Genomic DNA, 24039 nt, shown 5'->3' with positions numbered 1-24039 from the left:
AATTACTTTAGGCGGCCTTTTTGTGTAACAATCTTGTTAATTTAATAGATAAATCCATCAATATTAGTTTGGAATTACCATTTCTTTCGATGTGATAAATGGCGTCCTCCAATTCCTTCACAATGGGAACAATGTTATTTTCATGTACGAATGGGGCAAACTTTTCCAATTGAAATCCCTCTACATGAATCCTCATAAATGCCAATTCACGGGTATTGTAATTGATCAACAGGGCCTGCCTCATTACGGACATGCAATAATTCAAAAACTTTTTCTGGGTCTCCCTCCCTGTCTTTGCCACCACTTCGCTCCAAGAAATAAGATCGTGGATCGCTGCCTTGTTGCCCTTGGCCTTAAAGGCGCTTCTAACCCATTGCACAAACCACTTCTCAAATACCAAGTCCTCGGAATCGTTGTTCATGAAATCGAGGGCCTTATTAAAATTGCCATTGGCTTCATGCGATATTCTATGGGCATCCTCCTCGGAAACTCCCCTGTCTATAAGTGCCTGAGAAATGGCTTCTTCCGCCAACCGGGGAAAATGCAATATTTGGCACCTAGATCGTATCGTCTGGATTATTTGTTCTTCATCTTCTGCAATTAAAATCAATACCGTTTTGTCCGGCGGCTCTTCAATCAATTTCAGAAGTTTGTTGGCGGTAGAGGTATTCATTTTTTCGGCCATCCAAATAATCAGGGCCTTATATCCGCCTTCGTATGATTTCAAAGAAAGTTTCTTTACCACATCTTGGGCCTCGTCCACACCAATCTGTCCCTGTTTATTTTCAATCCCTATTAATTTATACCAATCAAAGAGATTTCCATAGGGCTGTTCCTTTATAAATAGGCGCCATTCCTCCAAATAATGATCACTAACGGCATGGCTTTTTACCTTATCCGAATTGGAAACCGGAAAGGCAAAATGCACATCCGGATGTGCCAAGGAGTTAAATTTGGTGTTACAGGCGCTGTTGCCGTTATTATTTTCCCCCTCACTGTTGCAACAAAGCAAGTATTGCACATAACACAAAGCCATTGGCAAGGTGCCACAGCCCTCTGGGCCGACGAATAATTGGGCGTGGGGTATACGACCTGCATCGGCACTGGATACCAGATGATTCTTTATATGGGAAAGTCCTAAAATATCCTTGAATAGCATGGCCCAAATATAGCGGTTTTTATCCGAAATTTAGTTGCTACGGGCTCTTTGGAAATTATCGGAATAAACGCCAATGCTTTTCAAAATACCATTACACATTTTGCCTGACCTGCAACCATTTACATTTCTAAAATCAACATTGGGGCATAAACCATGTAAATAAATGGAATAGTCTCTTTAAACACTACCTATAAATCTTTACATTTGTCACTCTCTAAAAATAAGTGGCAAATGAAAACCATCAACGATTTTAATTTTAAAGGTAAAAAAGCATTAATAAGGGTAGATTTTAATGTTCCATTGGACGCGGATTTTAATGTAACCGACGATAATAGAATTGAAGCTGCAAAGCCTACTATCATAAAAGTATTGGAAGATGGCGGAAGTGCCGTACTAATGAGCCATTTAGGAAGGCCCGACGGAAAAGTGAATCCTGATCTGTCCCTAGAACACATCTGTAGCAAGGTATCCGAGGTACTTGGTGTAAAGGTAAAATTCTCAACGGATAGCATCGGTCCAGTAGCAGAAAAGGCTGTGGCCGAATTAAAGAGTGGTGAAGTTCTTTTGTTGGAAAACCTAAGGTTTCATTCAGAAGAGGAAAAAGGAGACAAAAACTTCGCAGAACAATTATCCAAACTAGGGGATGTTTATGTAAATGATGCCTTTGGAACTGCACATAGGGCCCATGCCTCCACTACAATAGTTGCCCAATTTTTTCCAGAAAAGAAATGTTTTGGGTTCTTGTTGGCCAAAGAAATTGAAGCCATAGAAAAAGTTATGAGAACAGGGGAAAAGCCAGTGACCGCTATTTTGGGAGGGGCAAAGGTATCTTCAAAAATTACGATTATCGAAAACATTTTGGATAAAGTAGACCATCTTATTATTGGTGGGGGAATGACCTACACTTTTGTTAAAGCCAAAGGCGGAAAGGTTGGAGATTCTATCTGTGAGGACGATAAAATGGAATTGGCCTTGGAAATTCTTGAGCAGGCCAAGAAAAAAGGAGTAGAAGTGCATATCCCGGTAGATGTTTTGGCTGCGGACGACTTTAACAACAACGCCAATACCAAGATTGTAAATTCCAACGAGATTCCAGAAGGTTGGCAAGGTTTGGACGCAGGGCCCAAAACCTTGGAAATATTTAAAGAAATAATCTTAAAATCGAAAACTATTTTGTGGAATGGTCCTATAGGCGTTTTTGAAATGGAGAGCTTTGCCAAAGGTACCATTGCCATTGGTAATTATATTGATGAAGCAACAAAAAAAGGTGCCTTTTCTTTAGTGGGTGGCGGAGATTCTGTTGCCGCGGTCAAGCAATTTGGTTTTGAAAACAAGGTAAGCTATGTTTCTACTGGCGGAGGTGCCATGTTGGAAAGCCTTGAAGGCAAAACCCTTCCCGGAATAGCAGCAATATTGGCATAAATACCACGTTATTTAATATGGGTTATCTGTTTTTTATCTGCTTTTAAAAATTAAATTTTAAAGTTTAGAAAAAAATCACGATTTTAGTCTGCCCCGCTTAAAAAAACAAACCTTATGAAAACATCCAGATATATTTTATTGGGAGTCTTGTCTATGGGTTTCTTGGTTACAGGCGTAGCACAGGAATTTGATTCAATACCTACTGCAAAAAAGGGCCTAAACGCTCCAAAGTTACAAGAAATTTCAGTGGACACTACTGCCATGGATATGGAAGGTGTTGAGCAGATGGAAACAATGGAGGCCCAGGATGATATTCAGGACAATCCGTTGCTTTTGGTGAAAGGGCAAAAAAAGTACGATTTAAAGGACCGTCCGGAAACTGCCAAGTTCGATAGCCTATGGATGAAAGAGTTGTACGATAGTTCCTCCTTATTCGATTCCATTTATCAGGACATTACTTCCTTGGAAATAGATTCCGTATATCATTTCAATGTAGATACGGATACCTTAAAGGCCAGACTGAAGCTCCTAAATCAAAAAACCCCCTTTAACATCGTTTACAATCCTTCATTGGAAAATGTAATTCGCTACTTTCTTACCCGTAAAAGGGATATGATGAGCAGGATGTTGACTATAAGCCAGTTTTATTTCCCCTTGTTCGAACAGGAATTGGACAATCAAAATGTACCCTTGGAACTTAAATATTTGGCCATTGTTGAGTCGGCACTTAATCCGAGGGCCCGCTCAAGGGTAGGTGCCACTGGATTATGGCAATTTATGTACGGAACCGGAAAAATGTACGATTTGGATGTAAGTAGTTATGTGGATGAACGCAGCGATCCTATTAATTCTACCAAAGCGGCAAGTTTGTACCTTAAAAAGCTACACGATATTTTTAATGATTGGGATTTGGCCCTTGCGGCCTATAATTCAGGGCCAGGTAATGTAAACAAGGCTATAAGAAGATCTGGTGGCTACAAAAATTACTGGAACATTAGAAGAAACCTTCCCCGGGAAACTGCCGGATATGTACCTGCATTTTTGGCTACCATGTATATTTTTGAATATGCGGAAGAACACGGTTTTACAAGACAGGTCACGGATAGACCTTATTTTGAGACAGATACCATACATGTGAAAAGCACTATTACCTTTAATCAAATCTCGGAATTGGTAGATGTTAGCGAAGAAGAATTGATGTTTTTGAATCCGGCCTACAAATTAAAGGTAATACCTTATGTCAAGGACAAAAATTATGCCCTGCGACTTCCAGTGGATGCATTAGGAAAATTTGTCGCCAATGAGGAGGCAATCTACGCCCATGTGCAGAATCAACTAAAATCCAAAGAAGAGCCCTTACCACAAATAGTGCAATCCAAAGATCAAATTACGTACAAGGTTCGCAGTGGCGATTTCTTGGGAAAGATTGCAGAAAGGTACGGAGTGGGTGTTAGCCAAATTAAAAATTGGAACGGTCTACGAAGCAATAACCTTAGAATAGGACAAAGATTGACTATTTATCCAAGAAAAATTCCCTCATCAATAAGTTCGACAAATGCCAGCAAAAGCTCAACAAATTCAGTGGCTGCGGCGGGTACCAAGGTACATACGGTTAAAAGTGGGGACTCACTTTGGACCATTTCAAAAAAATATCCTGGAATTAGTATAGATAATTTACGAAAATGGAACGGTATTAGTGGTAATGACATAAAACCGGGCACAAAATTAAAATTGTGCGATTGTTCTTCGTAAATAAATAACTATATGAAAAAAATTGGCGCAGTAGTATTATTACTTTCTTTGATTATTGTCTCTTGTGAAGAAAAAGAGAAAAAGAAATATCTGCCAGAATCCATAGGTGCCATAAATTCCTTGGCGGTTGTAATGGACAATGAGTTGTGGGAAGGAAAAGTTGGGGATCGGGTAAGACAGCATTTTGCAGCACCAGTTCTTGGCCTTTCTTGGGAGGAACCCCTCTTCACCATTAATCAAATGCCCCCAAAAGTCTTCTCTGGCACTATTATACAAACCCGTTCGGTACTTTTTATTGCCCAGGATACGTTGAGCCTTGCCCACATTAAAACCGATACCTATGCCACTCCCCAAAAAGTAGGAGTCATCAAAGGAAGGACGGATGAAGAAATTATTTCAAATTTGGATTCCAAAGCGGATGAGATTATCAAAGAATTTAAGGAGGTCGAAATCCAAGAGTCCCAAAAGCGCTTCTTAAAATCACTTAGCAAGGAAACGGTATTAAACGACAAGTTGGGCATAACCCTGTCCCTACCCTCAATTTATAAACTAGGCAAGCAGGAAAACAATTTTATATGGATCGACAGACAGATCCAAAAAGGGAGTATGAATATTATAGCATATGATATTCCCAACGATTATTTTAAAAACGACTCCACCTTTGTCAAGGATATTGTGGCCATGCGGGATTCTATAGGAAAGCAATATATCCCGGGGCCCGATGTACCTGGAAAAATAACCTATATGATGACCGAGAAAGCCTTTGCCCCATACGTTTTTCCAGTGGAAATTGCCAATAGAAAGGCTGCCGAAGTTAGGGGCATATGGGAGATAAGTGGATATCCCATGGCCGGACCTTTTCTGACCTACATCATAAACGACGACAAAAACAATAGGAAAGTGGTCATCGAAGGTTTTGTTTTCGCTCCAGCCACTGAAAAAAGAGACGATATGTTCCAGCTTGAAGCCATTTTAAAAACCGTGAAGTTCACGGATAAAAAATAATTTCATCTTCAAAAACTAAACCACTCTGCACTGAAAGTGCAGAGGTTTTCTTTACAAGGGACTGAAAGTCCCTGGGACTATTCCAATATAAAATTGGAATTATCCGAACCGTCCCGTCTATGATGCTCCAAATAATCATTGACCATCTTATCGGTTACATTGCCCGTACTCCAGACTCCATAACCGCTCGCCCAAAAATGCTGACCCCAATAGCGCTCCTTTAAATGAGGAAACTCCTGTTGGAGCTTTCTCGATGTCCTGCCTTTCATTTGTTTGACCATCGAACTTACATTCATCCTAGGGGCGTATTCAACGTGCATATGAACATGATCGGAGCTCACCACTCCTTTCATAATCTCAATCCCTTCAGCTTCACATATTTGCATGAGAAGCTCACGACAACGCTTCTGAACATCCCCACTTAATACCTTATATCTATACTTGGTAACCCAAACCAGATGACAAGTCAACCGGATAACGGTATGCGATCCCTTTCTCAATGTATGACCCATACCCCTAAATTATGTATTTTTTCGCAGTACTAAAGTGCTGCAATAAATTGCAGGGTTTTACTCCCTAACCTGAGACCAATAAATATTCTTCTTAGGGCCCTTTTACGGGCCCTATTTTTTTGGCTTTATCTTTTCTTGAACAATATTACAAACGCCCAAAAAACGCATTAAAACAGCTTAGAACATCCTATCGTAATTCTATCTAAACCCAGTTCACGGATTAAGAAGAATTGTAGGCAACAAAAAAACGCCCTCACGGGCGTTTTCTGGTTTGGTTGGTTAGTATGGTTTTAATCAAAGGCAAAGCCCGTTGTAATTCTGAATACAAATGCATAGAGTACAATTAAGAAACTAGCAAAGCAAAACCAGCTCATCACCTTAAAAAAAGATTTAACGAAAGCGTGGCCCAGGTTTCTAAATGCCTCTAAATAAATTTCTCTTACTAATAGAACGTTTTTCATGATATTTGGTTTGGTTATATGGTTGGTTATTAGATATATAACTCAAAATCTAAGGATTAGGTATTTCATCGGACTTTTTTGTTGTAAATAGACCCTTAAGCGTTGTGAAAATGGGTTTGACAATTAATTTGAACCAATACTACCAGCCAAGTTTAACCTTATGAATAATGTAATCCAACTAAATACAGTAATAGATTTCTCCAAGTTCAAAAACAGTCTAAATATGCAAGGACTTAAAGTATTTATAGGTCCTCTGTCTAACCCAAAAAAATTTACTACATAAAGAACTTGTCCTTAAACTCACCAATTTGAATAGTTTAACATTATACTCAACAGTATATTTACTGGATTGATAAGCACAAAAAAACCGCCTTTACTATAAAAGAAAGGCGGTTATAACTCTATTGATCAGGTATGTCTTAAAATTACATCTTTACTATTACAAACTCGGAACGCCTATTAAGTTCGTGTTTCTCCCTGCTACAACGAACCCCATTTCCACATTCATTGATCAAACGCTCCTCCCCGTAACCAATGGCACTTTCAATGCGGTCTGCCGAGATACCTTTGGAAATAAGATATGCCCTTGTTGACTTGGCTCTTTTATCCGATAGGTATTTATTGTAGACATCAGGGCCTCTAGAATCGGTATGGGATTCTATCTTGATGACCATATCCTTATATTCCGTCATCACCTCAACCAATTTATCAAGTTCCAGCGATGCGTCCTTTCTAATGTAGGATTTATCAAAATCAAAGAAAATCATATCGGTCTTAAGCTTTTTGATCCCGTCTTCAATTACTATGAGCTCTTTTAACTTTTTCATTGTAATATCCACATTTACAACCTCATTTTTCTTCGTTTCGGCCGTAACCACATTTTCAAAGAATTCACTTCTGGTTGTTTTAATCGTGTATTTGGTATTGGACTCCAAATCTTCAAAGACAAAGGAACCGTCATCTTCAGTAACCATTTCCTTTAATTTAATGTTATTCTCATCCAAAAGGGTAACCAATGCCTTGGGCATTAAATCGCCAGTAATCAATTCGGTAACAACCCCGGAAATGGCATTCTTTACCACTTCTTCCAGTACCAGTCTTTCAAAGGAATAAATATCATCGTCCCCTTTACCCCCACGTCTATTAGAGGCAAAATATCCTTTTTGATCCTCTTCATTAACGATATATGAAAAATCGTCCTTGTTACTGTTAATGGGCTGACCCATGTTAATTACCTCTTTAAATCCTTCCCCATCATAAGCTACCTCGTATACATCCAGTCCTCCAAGTCCAACATGGCCATTGGAGGCGAAGTACAACTTCTTATCATTTATAAAAGGAAACATTTCCTTTTGCTCCGTATTTATTCCTGGACCTAAATTTTTGGGCTCAGAGTAACTTCCATTATCCAAAACATCTACCACAAAAATATCGGTATCCCCTATGGTTCCGGGCATATCCGAGACAAAATACAGTTTTTTCCCATCCGGACTTAACGCTGGATGGCCGGTAGAATAATCATCGCTGTTAAAGGGCACTTCTTCGGCTTCCATCCATTCCCCATCAACTTTCTTGGAAACATATATTTTCAAATGGTTGACTCCATTTTTATCCCTCTTTAATTTTTTACCATAATTATTTCTAGTGAAATACATGGTTGAATTATCGGGAGTAAAGGTCACTGATGCTTCGTGATACTTGGAATTTATTTTTTTTGAAAATCTAATCGCCGCTTTTAAATCCTGGGATTCCTTATTTACCTTGGAGACATATAAATCAAGGTAAGGTTGATTGTTCCACTTATACCGTCTGGTATTAAAAATAGAAGAGTCTTTGGCGGAAGCAAATACAATTTCATCATCATTATAGAACATAGGTGAAAACTCTGAATACTTGGTGTTTATGGCCAAGTTTTTAAGTCCAAATTTAAGTTCCATATTTAGAATTTTGTCCAAGACGGCTTCTTTTTTGCTCGCCTTAAAATCCAATTTAGAACCCACATTACCTTGCTCGACCTGTTTGTCGTAAAGACGCATCATTCTCTTGGATTTGGAATATTTACCGGTACCCTTTAAGGTATGGGCATATTTAAAAATTTGATCTGGAGACACTTCCTCTTCATATCTTTCAAATATGATATTGTAATAATAATAGGCCCGCTCCATATTCGTATTGTAATAATGGGAGTCTCCAGCCTTTTGAAGAATTTCCAGGGAATAATTGTTGGCGTCTTTATTAAGTGCCTCCTCATATAGTTCGGCAGCTTCTGCATACCACATTTTGTCAAAATATTGATCAGCTTTCTGTATAAGCCTTGTAGCATTGGGGCTTGTCTTTTCATTAAAATTGGTTCCCCTTACCTTACTCACATCATTTTTATCCTCCTCGATAGGACTCAGCATATCATAGGTAACTTCTTCTAAGGACAATTCCTCTTTAGTCTCTTCCTTATTGGTCTTCGGCTCTTGTTTCTCATCTTGATCCGGAGCTTTAAGGCCCTTAGGATAATCCTTTACCTCTTGAGCTGAATTCTTGTCCAATGCTGTGTTGGGTAAAGGTAATTTTGAAACAGTGCCATTCCCGTTTATCTCTAATTTCTTGGATTTTCCTCCATTATCCACGTTCATTAACCAAAATGGATCGGTATAAGTACCATCCAACTTGGAATTACAAGCTGATATGGCGCTATCCAATGTATCATATCTGTTTAAATAGACGTAGTTAAGACCATTGCTAGGATTACTAATATATCCTGCGGCAAATCCCTTAACCTTTAATTTCTGTGCCAGATTTTGAGCATTACCCAAATCGGAGAATACTCCAGAAACAATATAAAAGCCTTCATCCGCACCATTTATATTTTTAAACGTCCTGCTTTTTATGTGGTTTGCCGCAGCCTTTTTTCTAAAAATTTCAGGGGTGACCTTTCCGTTGGAATCTGAGGTTGAATTAGATTGTTGCTTATTGGTGTTTATATCTATTTCCGAGTATTGCGCATGCGAATATGTGGAAACGTTTTTCCTTATTCCTTGGGCACTGCAAATAAGAGCAAGAAAGAGCAAGCAGGCTGTTAGAAGTTGTTTCATGGTTGTTCAGTTAGAAAAATCTAGGGGATTTGAGCTTTTTGTCTTTTGAAATCAATTGATATCTAAAAAATATCTCATGGGTTCCCGAATTGTAATTATTTAGTTCATTAATACTATAGTCAAACGCATATCCCATATTCATTTTGGTGCTGATCTGAAAGCCAATTAAGGCACTCAAAGAATCCTCCAGTCTATAGTTAACGCCTAAATTTAAAGTTTCGTATGTCAGAAAATTGAGCGAGGTATCAATAGATACAGCGCCTCCTATAACATTCTTGACAAAAAATGAAGGCTTGAATTTTAGATCAGGCGTCAGATCAAACACATATCCGCCAATTAAATACAGATGAACCAAGTCCGAAGCTTCAGATTCCGCTATGGCGTCATAATGCTTACCAGTCAATATATTAGGGGTTGAAACACCGATATAATACTTATTGGTATAATAAAATATGCCAGCCCCTATACTTGGAAGAACCTCACTATTGATATTCTCATTAAATATTGCTTCAGGCTCCCTATATCTACCTTTGGACCAATCCAAACTCAAAAACTTAATACCAGCCTTTAAACCAAGTGCCAGCCTGTCCCCCCTTCTATTAAGGATTAGATTATGGGCATAATTACCATCTATATAAGTTTCTTGGGAAGGCCCAAGTTGATCATGTACAATAGAGATTCCAAGCCCGTCAAATAAACCAATAGGCGATTCTATACCGAACGTTATCGTTGATGGCGCCCCTTCGATCCCCGCCCACTGACTTCTATAAAGTGACAAAATGGTTAAATGACCTCGAGAACCGGTATAACCGGGATTTACAGTCATGGTATTGTAATTGTAGTGGGTATACTGTGGTTCTTGCTGACCATGGCTCACATAGAACACCGGCAACAAAAGGAGTGCAAGAAATCTAAATCTGGGGGAAATCATTAAAATTTATTTATTGTATTACAATTAATGGTCAAATTATCGGCTAATGTATAGCCATCCGCTTTTTATAGGTGTTATACCGTCCCCAAAATCGAGGAGATAAAAATAGGTACCTACGGGTAAATTCTTATCAGATCCCATATAATTGGTCTTGGACACTGTTCCATGCCAATCATTTTTATACCCGGTGGTTTCAAAAACTCTTTGTCCCCAACGGTTGAAGATCTGAAGATAATTATTTGGGTAACTTTCTATACATTCAATAAAAAAGACATCGTTTAACCCGTCGTTGTTGGGCGAAAATTCATTGAATATCACCATACAATCCTGATCTATTTCTTTTACCTCCAGATCGATGAGGGTAATTCCCGCCATAGAGGAGTCGTTGATTGGTCTAAAATCCAACTGATCAACATAAGCTAGAGTTGCTACATTTACATAATCATCCAATTCGGTTATAGTAGCTTTGATTTCCAGTGTTGAACTTTCTTCAATTCCTAAAGTATCCATAGTCCAAATACCCTTAGTTGGATCATAAGTACCATTATCAGTTTCTGAGGAAACATAATCATATCCTGCTGGCAGCTCTTCCGTTATTCCCAAATGGGAGGCTACATATGGTCCATGGTTTATAACCCTAACAGTAAATACAACCTCATCCCCAATATAGCCTTCTTGCGGCACTACCGTTTTGAAAGTTTCCAAATCTACAATAGGTGTACCAACGGTGTGACTGTCCTCATCATCCTCACTTTGATCATAATCGTCATTATTGGGAGCGGAATCCATGTCCAATTGATCAACCTTGGTTATTTGAGCTATATTCTTGTATTCTCCATTAACTCCTTGTGGGATATTAATGGTGCCCTCATAAGTGAGGGCAATGGATCCAATCTCCAAGCTTGGAACGTTCCAGATAATTGTATTTCCATTTAAGACACCACCGTCGTTAATATTGCCAACGGTAATTCCTAAGGGAAGTATATCGGTTATTTGCAAATTGGTTGCCTTATCCGGTCCATCATTGGCAACTGTTAAAGTATAAACCACTTCTTCCCCAACATTGGGCATATTATTATTAACCGTTTTCTTTAAGCTTATATCTGCCATGGGGACAACAGAAACATAGGCCTCATCCTGATCATTAGCATTTTCCGAATCCAATTGATCTACCTTAACCAGTTTGGCAATGTTCGTATAATCACCGGAATTTAATACGGTAACTAACATTTGCAAAGTAGCTGTTCCGGCAACATCAATGAAAGGAATTTCCCATAATGAACTTGAGGCATTATAACTACCATTATTGCTATTGGCAGTTATTAGGTCATAGCCTGACGGAAGTATATCCTGAATAATAATATTGGACGCACTATAGTTGCCATTATTTACAACGTCTATAGTAAATGTCACTGTGTCGCCAACAAATGATTCCTGTTTGTCCACTGTCTTAGAAACATTTATGTCTGCGGTTGGTGTTGGAATCGTATGACTGTCCTCATCATCTTCACTCTGGTCATTATCATCATTATTGGGACTTGAATCGGGGTCGATTTGATCCACTGATGTTATCTGAGCAATATTTTTATATTCATCCACCGCTCCTGTGGGCGCGTTTACTATAAGCTCGTAAGTAAGGACCTGAGTGCCCATAGCAATACTTGGAAGCGTCCAGCTAATACTATTACCATTTAGCACACCACCATCATTTATAGCATTTATGGTGTAACCAACAGGAATTTGATCCTCTACTATAACATTTGTTGCCTCCTCCGGACCGTTGTTGGTCAGCGTTAAAGAGAATATTATTTTCTCCCCAATATTGGGTTTGGGATTGTCAGCAGTTTTCGCCAGACTAAGGTCTGATATGCCATTGACGACAATAGTGATCGTGTCCCTGCCCTCGCAACCATTGGCATCTGTGCCTATAACCGTAAAAACAGTGGTGGAGAATATAGGGATAGGAGCTCCATCAGAGGCTCCATTGTCCCAAATGTAACTATTCGCACCCGTACCTGTCAAAACAACAGTTTCCCCTGCATTTACCACAGTGGCCGAGGCATTGGCAACTACACTTGGCGGGGATAATACGTTTAATTTTACTGGGGTTGAAGCGTCCACAGGACAGATATGGGTAGCGTTGGCAATAACTACTCTATACGAATTTCCGTTATCGCCCAATAAAGCATTGGTAATATCAAGAACATTGGTTTTTGTCCCACTATATGTTCCACTTTCCAAAAGATCTTCCCATACAGAACCATTTAACCATTGCCATTGGTATGTATCCGTATTGGCAGCTAGAACAGAAAACGAAGCATCGTTCCCAGGACATATAGATTTATCAATAGGCTGGGTCACGATATACGGAGCGGTATTTTCTTGAAATTCAAATACTCCATTACCATCAACATCGGCGGGGACGGGATAGGTTGCAGCCATTACTATTCCATTGGAATTGATTTTGGGTGGGGCTCCTGTTCCGTAAAATGGATTGTCCCCTTGATCTGAATTAGGATTATTATAGGCTTCATTGGCATCACTACAACCGTCATCATCACTGTCCGCATCCATATAATCCGGTCCGGCAGTACCATCAGTATTATCTATTACATAGTTGATGATGCCATTGTCTAAAGCTGATTCTACGCTATCTGCCAAACCGTTAAGGCCATATGGCCCATCAACAACCCCGTTGGTATGGGTTTGGTTGTGCCCAGCTTCCTCAGCATCATATATACCGTCGTTATCAACATCAAGATCCAATTGGTTGGTTACTCCATCCCAATCGTTATCCAAGCCATAAATTCTGGGATCAATATAATTGGTAACGCACCCAAATTCAATATTGTGTTGTCTTTGTGTTGAGAAGGCACCGGCAACCCTTGCCACGGCTCCTACACGAATAGATATTTCCGACCTAGAATTATAATTAACCCCAAAATTAACCTGAGGAATAATATTGCTCCCTGAAGGATATGTAGTAGTCCCAGCGGTACCTATTACCCACTTTCCGTCTGTGGACATTGTCAATTCGGTCGGACTTGAAATTACATAACTTGTGGGGTTGTAGCTCCAAGTCTGTTCCCCATATTGATGGGTGCCATCAATATCATTAAAATTCATAAAGATTTTATCAAGGACCACTGGATTTGAACCCCCAGAAGTCACAAAGCGAATCTTATATTCTATAAGCCCTTGATCGCCTTTATTGGCAAAATTAAAAGCCGTATACGGCCTAAAGGCTTCTTTTGCCATACTATTGTTGTCGATTTCGGTTACCGTGGCATTATAAATCTGTGCAATGGTTATCAAGGCATCTGTTCCTGAAGTAACATTCGGAATTCTATATACCGCACCTTGTTGCAAGGCCGTCCCTGAAAGCAACACTGCGTTGGCACTGAAATCCAAAGTGGTCTCACCCCCACATTGTGGTTGGGAATTTGCGATTACGGTATTTAACTCCTCAATATCCGGAATACCATCATTATCATCATCCAGATCCGAACGGTCCAGAATACCATCATTATCGGAGTCAATAAATGGTGGTGGTATCTCCTCAAAAGTCTCAACAGTCACCAATCCAACATCACAAAGTCCATCCGTATCACAAATTTTATATTCAAAGGTATCTGTACCTAAATATCCAGTATTTGGGGTGTACATTATCTCAGCGGTGGAAGTGGATATAGTTACCGTGCCATTGGCAGGTTGTAAAAGTCCTACATTGCCAATAGAATTTATATTGATATTATTGTCAAGGTCTATATCATTGTCCAATACCTGAATAACGACCGACTTATTTCTGGTTACCTGCTCTTGGTCATCATTTGCACAAGGATTGGCATAAACTGTGATGCTCGTTGCATTTGAAGAATCTGGCGTACAACCAGGACATGGTGCTATATTTAATGTATAGGTTCCAGGGCTTTCAATATCTACCAAATCTAGACCTACGCCTTCCTTTGAAGTACTTCCATCGGGAAAAGTAACATCAGGAGTTACCGCTTTCCAGTAATAGACCGCCGAAGAAGATTTAAAATTGGCCTCCAATGCTATGGTTTGATTAGCATTGCAACTGTCAAAATTTATTGAACCAAGAATACTGGTATCCAACTTCCCTTCTGTTGCCGTTCCCAAGAATGGATACGGTCCGGCAAAATCTACAAGTCCAGAACTGAATGAAGAAGAGCCCCTTGTTTTTATCAAAACCGCACTAAAAGGAAAATAACAAGGACCATCCAATCCAAAAATCACGGCTGGATCAAAACCCAAGCCGGTAAAATTAAGTCCTACCTCAGCAAAGGCTTCTTTACCGTAGGTAGACGAAGGAGTTAAATCATCTTTATAAGTACCCCATGGTGGAGCGGTTGTTGAAGTACTATTTATTTTACTGAAGGAATTTAGCCCATAGTCTACATGTGCATATCCATATACTGAACTACCGCTTTCCCCGTCAAAACTATTATAGGTAAATCCCGTGTTGGATACATAATCCTCCCGGGATACCCAAATTCTAACATCCAAACTCATTACGCTAGATCCTGAATAGTCAAATCCAACATCAAGGTCGCCAATTCTTGTAACCTTCCCATCATTATCAAATTGCCAAGCCGTATGACCTTCTTCCTGCCCTAAGTTGGAAAAGGAATTTCCAACCAATTGTATTTCTTCAATAAAGAATTCCACATCAGTATAGTGAGCCCCCCCATTATCCGAAGTACTTACTGCCATTGTTACCCAGAGGTCATCTGTTAAGTTGGCCCCATCCCTTCGGACATGTACAAAGGAATCAACTATATCGGCTTTTTTTGAAATTTTGGAAGGATTTACTTGCCAATTGGCAGGGTTGTCCCCATTTTGCCCTTGGGAAAATGCCGTCTTATCATTTTCTTCAGCAATATAATCATGCCCAAAATTAGCCCCATACCAAAGTCTCCCGTTTTGGGTACTGTAATTGGGCTTCGCCATGGAAGCTTGAAAAGCTGTATTCTGACCGGAATTTATTATTCCCTGAAAAGAAACAAAACTACTTTCATCAATTACACCCAATCCAGAATTCCCGGCAAACCAATCGTCATTTCCCGCGTTTGGCTCCCCCGAATATATGTTTGCGTGAACACCAAAATTTCCCGCAACACCGGATTGTGCGGAAATATCAACGACCCAAAATAATAGGATAGAACAACAAAAACACAAGATGCGATTGCCTATAGTATGCTTCATTAATAAATTTTACATAGGTATAAACCTATGGGGGGTTTTTTAATTTTTTCGTAAACAGCCCATATGAAACGGGATGAATGAACAAAACTAATACTTAACCCAAAAAGGCCATTTTTATTGTTGCGTGTTAAGGCTTTACCGTTGTGAAATGAAGTTATAGTGTAGTGATCCTTCTAAAAATGCTTTTAGGCTGGCATCTGAGAAGTCATTGAAGGAGGGTCTTCATCGATAAAATGCAGTGATGAATAAAATGCCACTGAATATTCATGGCCTACAAATGGCCACAATTGAACAAAAAAAAAGCACTCGTATTACGAGTGCTTTTAACTACTATAGAGTATATAGTTATTATTTTTCCTTTTTCTCCTCTAATTTATCGTCTTCCTTGGAAGCATCTTTAAATTCTTTAATGCCGCTTCCCAATCCACGCATTAATTCAGGAATTTTTTTTCCTCCAAATAAAAGTAAGACGATGGCCACAACCAAAGCGATTTGCATTGGCCCAATGGCTAAGAATGTGTTTAAAGTTATCATGGTATAATAATTTACGAATAACAAAGGTACTAAAAAAGATGTTAGAATGCTGTTAATTTTAACGTCTATAATATATTTTAATTATTCTAAATTAGAATATATTTTCCTAATAGATACTTTTGCAGTGAAAACATTGTGGAAAATCAAATTCTGTAATAAAGGAATTAAAGTTAAATACTAAGCTTATCTTTGTTCATTATGGCCAAAAAGGTAAAGAAAAGAAAGGAAATTAAGCAGAAGCTCCTACATAAGTACCGTCTGGTAATTTTGAATGAAAGTACCTTTGAAGAAAAAATTTCATTTAAGCTTAGCCGAATGAATGTTTTTGTAACCGGTTCCCTGTTTATAATAGGATTGATAGGATTCACCATTTTATTAATAGCATTTACTCCACTGCGGGAATATATTCCAGGCTACTCTTCCACTAAATTAAAACGACAGGCCACAGAACTTACCTATAGAACCGATTCTTTGGTTGCCACACTAAATTATACCAACAGGTATTTAGAAAACATTAGAAAGGTACTGAGAGGTGATATTGAAAATAATGAAATTAACAGGGACTCTCTATTTGATCAATACAAACTGGATCCTTCTACCATAGATTTAACACCCATTAAGGAAGATTCCTTATTAAGGGCACAGGTAGCTTTAGAGGATAAGTATAATTTGTTCGAAAGAAACATTAATAACCCAGGGCAGGTACTTTTTTCTCCCCTTTCTGGAACCATATCCCAAGAGTTTAATGCGGAAAACAAGCATTTTGCCGTAGATGTGGTTGCCCCCATGGACAGTCCCATAAAGGCAGTAGCCAACGGCACCGTAATTTTTGCCGAATGGACGGCGGAAACCGGTTATGTAATTATATTGGAGCATATGGACGGACTCTTAAGCGTTTACAAACACAATGGGTCCTTAAACAAAGGGCAGGGCGATGTGGTAAGATCAGGAGAAGTAATCGCCTCAGTAGGAAATACAGGGGAGTTGACCACAGGACCACATCTTCACTTTGAGCTCTGGAGCAATGGTAGCCCCATAGACCCACTAAATTTTATAGATTTTAAATAAATTTAAATGAGTTTAAAATCATTTGCAGCAAAAATATTTGCCAAGAATATCGCGAAGAAAACTGCCAAATGGGTAAACAATCCCATTCAAACCCAGGAGAAGGTATTTCAATCGCTTATATCCAATGCCAAAAATACCGACTTTGGTAAGGATCACAATTTTTCACAGATAAAATCGCATTCCGACTTCGCCAACAAGGTTCCTATAAGGGACTATGAAGAATTAAAGGGATATGTAGAGAAAGTAGTAGCTGGTCAGAAAGATGTATTATGGCCCGGTAAACCTGCCTATTTTGCTAAAACTTCAGGGACCACATCCGGGGTTAAATACATCCCCATTACCCACGAATCCATTAAGTACCAGGTTGAAGCTTCCAGAAATGCCATTTTGAATTATATCCATGAAACGGGAAATGCAGATTTTGTGAATGGAAAAATGATCTTTCTTCAAGGAAGTCCAGAAATGAAAGAAAAAAATGGGATAAAGATTGGTAGATTATCAGGTATATCCGCACACTATGTTCCCAATTATCTACAAAAAAACAGATTGCCAAGTTGGGAAACCAATTGTTTGGAGGACTGGGACACCAAAGTGAACAAAATTGTAGAGGAAACGGTAAACGAGAACATGACCGTTATTGCTGGAATACCTTCTTGGGTTCAAATGTATTTTGAAAAGCTGAACAAAAAAACAGAAAAAAAGATAGGAGATCTCTTCAAAAATTTTCAGCTTTTCATTTATGGAGGGGTTAACTACGAACCTTATCGTGCAAAATTTGAGAACCTCATCGGGCGCCGTGTAGACAGCATAGAACTTTTCCCCGCCAGTGAAGGATTTTTCGCCTACCAAAATTCCCAAAAGGAAAATGGGATGCTTTTGTTATTGAATTCGGGCATCTTCTATGAGTTTGTCAAAGCCGATGAATTCTTTGTGGAAAACCCCAAACGTATTACCCTTAAAGATGTTGAACTGGGAGTAAATTACGTCATGATCATATCTACAAATGCCGGATTATGGGCTTACAATCTTGGAGATACCATTCAGTTTATTTCCTTAAAGCCCTTTAAAATCATTGTTTCCGGGAGAATTAAACATTTTATATCCGCGTTTGGGGAGCATGTTATTGGCAAGGAAGTAGAAGAAGCCATGAAACAAGCCATAGAGTGTACAGATGCCAGTATAAACGAATTTACTGTGGCCCCACAAATTAATCCGGAAGAAAAAGAACTTCCTTATCACGAATGGCTAATCGAATTTGAACATCCCCCGTCGGACATCAAAAAATTCATAAGCATCTTGGATAAATCTTTGCAGCAGCAAAACACTTATTATTTTGATTTAATTGAAGGCAAAATTCTCCAAACCTTAAAAATTACCCAAATAAAAAAAGATGGGTTTCAAGAATATATGAAGTCTATTGGAAAGTTGGGAGGTCAGAACAAAGTGCAGCGCTTATCCAATGACAGAAAAGTAGCCGATGGATTAAGAAGCTGGTCAATAATGAAGAACTGATAATAAAGCCAGCCATTATTTTTCAATATTTACTATTATTGATTACCTAAAAGTCTAAATTTATAATTTTAGTGTTGGCAAGTGAACTGATAAAAGCTCCACAGGAAATAAAATAAACAATATAAATTGTAGTTTTGCACGAAATCTGCTTATGAGTAAATCCGTTAATACTACCAGGGCACAAGATTCCACCAATGCCATTGAACGCTTGTACATAACAATGCGGCATCTTTTTAACCGTGGATTTTACAAGCCTTCAGGTGTTTCCGGAGCAACCTTAAGACAGTCCCTATTACAGCTACGCCCTGAAATATACGGTTCTATTGCTGAGGAAAAAGCCGAGCTAAACGGGCTTATGTACGTTTTGGAAAGATTGCCGGAAGGCATAGAACAATGCAGATTTATAAACCTCACTTCGGATGAAGGCTATGCCGGTTCCCAATTTAAGCCCATTATTCCACCAAAAAGACGCAGAAACTGTTACAGGATAGATGACGAACAGATGAATATTGAGATAACCCGTGGCAGATCGGATATTTACGATATTCTAACCCATCTCACCTTTTTGTTCATCGAATCCGAGAAAATTAGCAAGAAGGTCCTTATAGAAGACACGGATAAGACCATAAGGGACTGGGTAAAATTGGAACAGGCTGCTAATAAAGAAGAACTTAGCCAAAGGGAAAGGGAAGTAGCCCTAATACATATGGCCAATATTTTGGGAAGACCCTTTATTGAGGTAATGGCCATTCACAAAAAACTTTCTACAACAGCCGATCCAGAACGATTTTTAAAAATCATCTATTGGTTGGGCAAACTCGCCATAGAAGAAGAAACCACTGGGAATAAAAGGGCAATAACTTTTAGTCCTATGTTACGTGAACGGTTGGGACATCATATTCATGGGGAACGTTGGGCCAACAGGATTAAGGAAGTATTACAGGAAAACGGACTTATAGAACGTCCCATACATATTATAAGTGCCAATATGCACAGCGTAATGAATTCCTTGTTCGCGAAAAAAGCCTTGTCAAAAACCTTGGCAGGAAGGACAAATTTGGAGATATATGAGGCTTTAAGTATCTCCAAAAATTCCCACTTAAGGGAAAAAGTAATTGCCCAAGCTAAAAAAAACGGAATGAATGCCATTGATGACGTTTCTGGCACCAATATAGACGTACAAATATTCGACATGGCCAAATTGGGGAAAGGCGCCTGTTGTTACGAATTACCTACAAACTGTCAAGAAAATGAAAAACCCGTTATCTTTGTTATGGACTATGCTTTTGGAGAACAGGCCTATGAAACCATTGATGAATTATTGAAACCTTATAGGGTTAAAAAAAACCAAGAGGTATTTTTAAATGTGGCTTCCATAACCATAATGGGAAAAGCAGGAATTCTGGAGGGTGGCAAAGGGGATATAATGATTCCCGACGCCCACATTTTTGAAGGAACGGCAGATAATTACCCCTTTGAAAATGAATTGCGAAAAGAGGATTTTGAAGGCAACGGACTAAAAGTTTTACAAGGAGCCATGGTAACCGTATTGGGAACCTCCTTGCAAAATAAGGACATTTTAAAATTCTTCCATGAATCTACCTGGAACGTAATTGGATTGGAAATGGAAGGTGTGCATTATCAAAAGGCCATACAATCGGCTTCCAAAATTAGAAAAAGTATACGGGAAGACGTTAAAGTGCGTTATGCCTATTATGCCTCCGATAATCCTTTAGAAACAGGCAGTACCTTAGCTTCTGGTGGTTTGGGCACCACAGGGGTTAAGCCAACCTATTTAATAACCGACAAAATACTAACACAAATATTTAATTCCTAGTTTATGGCTAATCAACAACCGACAAATAATAGCACATCCTCTTCCGAGGAAGTAGATTTGGGGCAACTGTTTCAATTAATTGGAAACGGTTTCAAGAAATTATTCCGTTTTATTGGTAATATTTTCAAAGGTATTTTCCATACGATTATCCTATTCCTGCTTTTTTTACAAAAGCATTTTATAAAATTTACGGTTGCGGCCGTCGTAGGTCTGGCTCTGGGCATCTATTTAGACATGATTAAAACGCCGAAATTTATTTCAACCATGGTTGTGGAACCCAATTTTAACAGTGTACAGCAATTGTACAACAATGTAAATTTTTATAATGAGCTGGCTCAAGCAGAAGACTCCACCGCCTTGGCAGAAGCCTTGGATGTAGGTGTCTCCGAAGCTTCAAAATTAAAAAGGTTTATAGTAGAGTCCTATTCGGATGAAAACCAAAAGGTACAATTGTTCGATAAGTTTGTACGTAGTTTGGATTCGACCACCAAAAAAGCCATCGATATGGAGAATTATTTAAAAAATTTCAACTCCATGGATGCAAGATTCCACACCATCTCAGTAACCGCAACGAATAATACGGTTGCCAAAAAAATTCAGCCTTCTATTATCAAATCCATTTCCCGAAACGAATATTTTCAGTTGCAACAGAGCATAAGTGACCAAAATATCACATTACAGGACAGCCTGTATAAAAAGCAATTAATGGAAGTGGATTCCCTACAGCGCCTATACAAAAGGGTAATGGAAAAAGAAGCTGAAAAGCCGCAACAAGGTACCAATATTAGTCTTGGAGAAAATGGAGGTCAGGAAAACAAAGAATTGGCCCTTATCAACCAAGTAGATAAGTTGAAAGAAAACTTGGTATTACTTAATGAAGAACGCGCCAATAAGTCCAGTATACTGAACGTAATCTCTGCCTTCCCTAGACGTGGAGTAGAGGTTAAGGGAATACTGAATAGCTATAAATTTTGGATTCCGCTGGGATTCATTGGAATTACCTTGATAATTCTAAGTCTTTTGGACTTAAACAGCTATTTGAAAAACTATAAAAAAGAATAGTTTATGAACATCTTGGTTACCGGTGGAGCCGGCTTTATCGGCTCCCATGTGGTTAGGAGATTGGTCACCAACTATCCAAATTATCATATCTATAATTTGGATGCCTTGACTTATGCCGGTAATCTTGAAAACTTAAAGGATATAGAATCTGCCCCGAATTATACCTTTATAAAAGGGGATATTACGGAGTCCGGTTTTATTCATGCTATTTTTAAGAAACATAAGTTTGATGCTGTCATTCATTTAGCTGCCGAGTCGCACGTAGACCGGTCTATATACGACCCAATGGCCTTTGTAAAAACTAACGTTCTGGGAACAGTACATCTTTTAAACGCGGCCAAATCCACCTGGGAAACGGATTATACGGGAAAACGCTTTTATCACATCAGCACGGACGAGGTATATGGAACCTTAGGAGATACCGGAATGTTTACCGAAACAACGGCTTATGACCCCAGCTCTCCCTATTCAGCCTCCAAGGCTAGTTCCGATCATTTTGTCAGGGCCTATGGAGAAACTTATGGGCTTCCGTATGTAATCAGCAATTGTTCCAACAATTACGGCCCCAATCAGTTCCCGGAAAAACTGATTCCCTTGTTTATAAACAACATAATTAAAAATAAACCATTGCCGGTATATGGAGATGGCAATTATACCAGGGATTGGCTATATGTATTGGATCATGCCTTAGCGATCGATTTAGTGCTCCATAAAGGAAAAAAAGCCGAAACCTATAATATTGGGGGCTTTAATGAATGGAAGAACCTAGATTTGGTAAAATTGCTCTGTAAACAAATGGATAAAAGACTGGGAAGAGCAGTTGGTGAAAGTGAAAACCTTATTAATTATGTAAAGGACAGACCTGGGCACGACCTGCGGTATGCAATAGATGCATCAAAAATTAGAAATGAATTAGGCTGGGAGCCATCGGTTACTTTTGAAGAAGGGCTGGAAAAGACTATTGACTGGTACTTAGCCAATGAAGAATGGTTAAAAAATGTTACCTCTGGGGAATACCTTGAATATTATTGGAGGCAATACAAATAATGATATGATGGATGAATCAGTTATGAATTATCCAACAAAATTGTTGCATACAAATCCCCCTTTGAAGGGGGATATAGGGGGATGTAAAAAACTTACTATTTGAAAAACAGAATAATTCCATACAACCGTAAACTTAAAGCATTCACTAGAGAGCTAAGGAAAAATAGTACCTTATCCGAAATACTGTTGTGGAACCAAATCAAGCGAAATGCTTTAGGGGTTGAGTTTCATCGACAGGTACGGATGTTAAATTATATTGTTGATTTTTATTCACATGAGATCAGGTTGGCCATTGAAATTGATGGAAATAGCCATAATCACAAACAACATTATGACAATAAAAGACAATATGAACTAGAACAATATGGTGTAACCTTTCTTAGGATTTCCGATATTGACATAAAGTAACCAATGTTTAGCGTTTTATTGGTGTTGAAAGATAAAATAGATGAACTATATGATGGATAAATAACATCCCCCTTGCCCCCTTCAAAGGGGGAATAATTTGTGACAAACAGATAACTAGATAACTCCATAACAACAACAGCATGAAAGGCATCATATTGGCAGGCGGCTCCGGAACCAGATTATACCCCATCACCTTGGCGATGAGCAAACAGCTAATGCCCATATATGACAAACCAATGATCTACTACCCCCTGGCCACCTTGATGTCTGCCGGTATTCGGGAAATACTTATAATAACCACACCAAAAGACCTTGACCAATTTAAAGCCCTTTTAGGCGACGGTTCGCAATTGGGATGTGCCTTTACATTTACTTCCCAAGAAAACCCTAACGGACTGGCGGAAGCCTTTATTATTGGGGAAGAATTTATTGGTAGCGATAAAGTAGCCCTGATCTTGGGTGATAATATTTTTTACGGCTCAGGACTGGCAACCCTATTACAGGCCAATAACGACCCCGATGGAGGTATTATATACGGCTATCACGTACAGGATCCGGAACGCTATGGGGTGGTGGAATTCAATGAGAAGGGAAAGGCCATTAGTATAGAGGAAAAACCATCACAACCTAAATCGAACTATGCAGTACCCGGTATCTATTTTTACGATAATGAGGTAGTGGCCATTGCTAAAAATATTAAACCCAGCAAAAGAGGGGAACTGGAAATAACAGATATAAATAAAGCTTATTTGGCAAAGGGAAAATTACAGGTTAGCATTTTGGATAGAGGAACCGCTTGGTTGGATACAGGAACCTTCGCTTCCCTAATGCAGGCCTCACAATTTGTAGAAGTTATTGAGGACAGGCAAGGACTTAAAATAGGATCTATAGAAGAAGTAGCTTTTACCATGGGGTATATTTCCAAAGAACAGCTTAAAAAGCTAGCAAGTCCCTTACTAAAAAGTGGCTATGGGAAATACCTGATTGGCCTCATTGGAGAATGATTAGATAATTAAG

At 38.9% G+C, this 24039-nt stretch carries 17 protein-coding genes; 10 read left to right on the top strand and 7 right to left on the bottom strand.

The genetic code is table 11. From position 1 onward, the window contains the following. Positions 1–7 precede the first annotated feature (7 nt). The gene (locus tag U735_RS0123540) at positions 8–1159 is read right to left on the bottom strand and encodes a DNA polymerase III subunit (protein ID WP_031446161.1); all 1152 of its coding nucleotides are present in this window, start codon (positions 1157–1159) and stop codon (positions 8–10) included. Between the two features lie 231 nt (positions 1160–1390). Here U735_RS0123540 and U735_RS0123535 point away from each other — a divergent pair, with 231 nt between their 5' ends. The 3 genes from U735_RS0123535 to U735_RS0123525 all read left to right on the top strand — a co-directional run bounded on the left by U735_RS0123535 (position 1391) and on the right by U735_RS0123525 (position 5338). Then, positions 1391–2581 carry a phosphoglycerate kinase gene (locus U735_RS0123535; protein WP_031446160.1) on the top strand — a complete coding sequence of 397 codons (1191 nt, stop codon included), beginning with the start codon at positions 1391–1393 and terminating at the stop codon, positions 2579–2581. A 114-nt stretch (positions 2582–2695) separates the two neighbouring features. Continuing rightward, positions 2696–4333 carry a lytic transglycosylase domain-containing protein gene (locus U735_RS0123530; RefSeq protein WP_034248714.1) on the top strand — a complete coding sequence of 546 codons (1638 nt, stop codon included), beginning with the start codon at positions 2696–2698 and terminating at the stop codon, positions 4331–4333. Between the two features lie 12 nt (positions 4334–4345). After that, entirely contained in the window at positions 4346–5338 is a 993-nt protein-coding gene (locus tag U735_RS0123525; RefSeq protein ID WP_031446158.1) for a DUF4837 family protein, read from the top strand. A gap of 77 nt (positions 5339–5415) precedes the next feature. On the opposite strand, the gene tnpA is transcribed toward U735_RS0123525, so the two are convergent. From tnpA to U735_RS0123500, 6 genes are all read right to left on the bottom strand, one after another. Next, a complete protein-coding gene (tnpA, locus tag U735_RS0123520; RefSeq protein WP_031445594.1) occupies positions 5416–5850 on the bottom strand; it encodes an IS200/IS605 family transposase in 435 nt (144 codons plus the stop codon). A 290-nt stretch (positions 5851–6140) separates the two neighbouring features. Beyond that, a complete protein-coding gene (locus U735_RS26160; RefSeq protein WP_316933036.1) occupies positions 6141–6311 on the bottom strand; it encodes a DUF6747 family protein in 171 nt (56 codons plus the stop codon). 425 nt (positions 6312–6736) lie between these two features. Next, positions 6737–9397 (bottom strand): OmpA family protein, encoded by a 2661-nt coding sequence (locus tag U735_RS0123515; protein ID WP_083260556.1) that lies wholly within the window; start codon positions 9395–9397, stop codon positions 6737–6739. A 10-nt stretch (positions 9398–9407) separates the two neighbouring features. Further along, complete coding sequence (locus U735_RS0123510) at positions 9408–10328, bottom strand: PorP/SprF family type IX secretion system membrane protein (RefSeq protein ID WP_031446156.1); 921 nt, start codon at positions 10326–10328, stop codon at positions 9408–9410. 36 nt (positions 10329–10364) lie between these two features. Further along, positions 10365–15554 carry a T9SS C-terminal target domain-containing protein gene (locus U735_RS0123505; RefSeq protein ID WP_031446155.1) on the bottom strand — a complete coding sequence of 1730 codons (5190 nt, stop codon included), beginning with the start codon at positions 15552–15554 and terminating at the stop codon, positions 10365–10367. A gap of 348 nt (positions 15555–15902) precedes the next feature. Then, positions 15903–16088: a Sec-independent protein translocase subunit TatA/TatB gene (locus tag U735_RS0123500; RefSeq protein ID WP_031446154.1), complete on the bottom strand. Its 186-nt coding sequence runs from the start codon at positions 16086–16088 to the stop codon at positions 15903–15905. A gap of 198 nt (positions 16089–16286) precedes the next feature. On the opposite strand from U735_RS0123500, the gene U735_RS0123495 reads away from it, so the two are divergent. The 7 genes from U735_RS0123495 (at position 16287) to rfbA (ending at position 24026) form a co-directional block, all read left to right on the top strand. Continuing rightward, complete coding sequence (locus tag U735_RS0123495) at positions 16287–17156, top strand: M23 family metallopeptidase (protein ID WP_031446153.1); 870 nt, start codon at positions 16287–16289, stop codon at positions 17154–17156. 6 nt (positions 17157–17162) lie between these two features. Next, a complete protein-coding gene (locus U735_RS0123490) occupies positions 17163–18668 on the top strand; it encodes a GH3 auxin-responsive promoter family protein (RefSeq protein ID WP_031446152.1) in 1506 nt (501 codons plus the stop codon). A 151-nt stretch (positions 18669–18819) separates the two neighbouring features. After that, complete coding sequence (locus tag U735_RS0123485; protein ID WP_031446151.1) at positions 18820–20505, top strand: DUF6909 family protein; 1686 nt, start codon at positions 18820–18822, stop codon at positions 20503–20505. 3 nt (positions 20506–20508) lie between these two features. Further along, positions 20509–21567: a hypothetical protein gene (locus U735_RS0123480; RefSeq protein ID WP_031446150.1), complete on the top strand. Its 1059-nt coding sequence runs from the start codon at positions 20509–20511 to the stop codon at positions 21565–21567. A 3-nt stretch (positions 21568–21570) separates the two neighbouring features. After that, positions 21571–22614 carry a dTDP-glucose 4,6-dehydratase gene (gene rfbB, locus U735_RS0123475; protein WP_031446149.1) on the top strand — a complete coding sequence of 348 codons (1044 nt, stop codon included), beginning with the start codon at positions 21571–21573 and terminating at the stop codon, positions 22612–22614. Positions 22615–22713: 99 nt separating this feature from the next. Continuing rightward, positions 22714–23022 carry an endonuclease domain-containing protein gene (locus U735_RS24770; RefSeq protein ID WP_051892316.1) on the top strand — a complete coding sequence of 103 codons (309 nt, stop codon included), beginning with the start codon at positions 22714–22716 and terminating at the stop codon, positions 23020–23022. Between the two features lie 140 nt (positions 23023–23162). Continuing rightward, entirely contained in the window at positions 23163–24026 is an 864-nt protein-coding gene (gene rfbA / locus U735_RS0123460; RefSeq protein ID WP_031446148.1) for a glucose-1-phosphate thymidylyltransferase RfbA, read from the top strand. Positions 24027–24039 lie beyond the last annotated feature (13 nt).

Origin of the sequence: Arenibacter algicola, from assembly GCF_000733925.1 — a bacterium.
In the GTDB taxonomy this organism is placed as follows: Bacteria; Bacteroidota; Bacteroidia; order Flavobacteriales; family Flavobacteriaceae; genus Arenibacter; species Arenibacter algicola.
Note: the sequence above shows the minus strand (reverse complement) of the source record. Positions and strands in the feature narration are given on the sequence as shown.